The organism is Sinorhizobium americanum, assembly GCF_001651855.1.
GTDB classification, from domain to species: Bacteria; Pseudomonadota; Alphaproteobacteria; order Rhizobiales; family Rhizobiaceae; genus Sinorhizobium; species Sinorhizobium americanum.
Genome location: NZ_LNQC01000007.1, coordinates 1 through 1425, shown reverse-complemented (window position 1 = coordinate 1425; position 1425 = coordinate 1). Strand labels below are relative to the sequence as shown.

General features: G+C 64.6%; 1 protein-coding gene. It reads left to right on the top strand.

Features of this window, described 5'->3' with window-relative positions:
* Positions 1-1232: ISNCY-like element ISRsp17 family transposase (locus tag ATC00_RS00040; RefSeq protein ID WP_153045142.1), on the top strand; the 1232-nt coding region annotated here is incomplete at its 5' end.
* Between the last annotated feature and the right edge of the window lie 193 nt (positions 1233-1425).

Genomic DNA, 1425 nt, shown 5'->3' with positions numbered 1-1425 from the left:
GCGAGTTGCTCGGGCTGGTAGCGGGGGACCTGCGCCGGCATGGTCTCAGACAGACCGGCCGCGAGGGGCTACCAGCCGAGGCTGTGCTGCGCTGCGCGCTGCTCAAGCAGCATCGCCAGTTGAGTTACCAGGAACTGGCCTTCCATCTCGAAGACTCCGCCTCGTTCCGGGCGTTTGCCCGGCTGCCGTGGGGCTGGAACCCGAAGAAGTCGGTCTTGCACAAGACGATCAGCGCGATCCGGGCGCAAACCTTTGAAGAGATCAACGGGGTGCTGCTGGCGAGCGCCCGGCAGGAGAAGCTGGAAAGTGGCAAGGTCGTGCGCGTGGACAGCACCGTCACCGCCGCACCGATACATGAACCGAGCGACAGCAGCCTGTTATGGGACGCTGTCCGGGTGACGGTGCGGCTGTTGCAGCAGGCCGAGGCGCTGGGTAGCGCCATCCCATGGCACGACCATCGCCGCGCGGCAAAGAAGCGGGCTCGGGCGATCGAATATACCCGCGGCCGCCCCAAACGAATCAGGCACTATCGCGAACTGCTCAAGATCACGCGCACGACTTTGAGTTATCTGCAGCAGGCCAGTGAACAGGTGCCGCTGACGGCGGGCCCGGCCGGCGAACTGTGGCAGGCCCAACTCCGCCATTACCGGCCGCTGATCGAGCGGATCATCGCCCAGGCCGAACAGCGGGTCCTGGTCGGGGATACGGTCCCTGCCGGCGAGAAGCTGGTGAGCCTGTTCGAGCCGCATGCCGACATCATCGTCAAGGGCAGCCGCGACGTCGACTACGGCCACAAACTCAATCTGACCACCGGCAGAAGCGGACTGATCCTCGACCTCGTCATCGAAGCCGGCAACCCGACCGACAGCGAGCGCTTGCTGCCGATGCTGGAACGCCACATCGCCTTTTACGGCGAGCCGCCGCGTCAGGCGGCGGCCGACGGCGGCTATGCCAGCCGCGAAAATCTGAGCGGAGCCAAAGCCCGCGGAATCCGCGACATGGCCTTCCACAAGAAGCGCGGCCTCAGCATCGAAGACATGGTCAGCAGCCGCTGGGTCTATCGCAAGCTGCGCAACTTCCGCGCCGGCATCGAGGCCGGCATCTCTTGCCTGAAACGCGCTTATGGCTTGGGGCGCTGCACCTGGCGTGGGCTCGACCACTTCAAGGCTTATGTCTGGTCCTCGGTGGTCGCTTACAATCTCGCCCTCTTCGCCCGCCTCAGGCCGACCTGACGCTCCTGATCCGGTGGCGTTCAGAGCAAGGCCGGCGAGCGTCGGCCGATACCCCATGACCCATTGCCGCCAGATCGCTCTTCGGGCCATAACCTGCGCCGCCTTGTGCCATCACGCGTCCCAAGAAACGATGTCAGCCGGCAAACAACCTTGCAAAACCGCAGAAAAACAGGCGTTTATGGATGGGCACTAG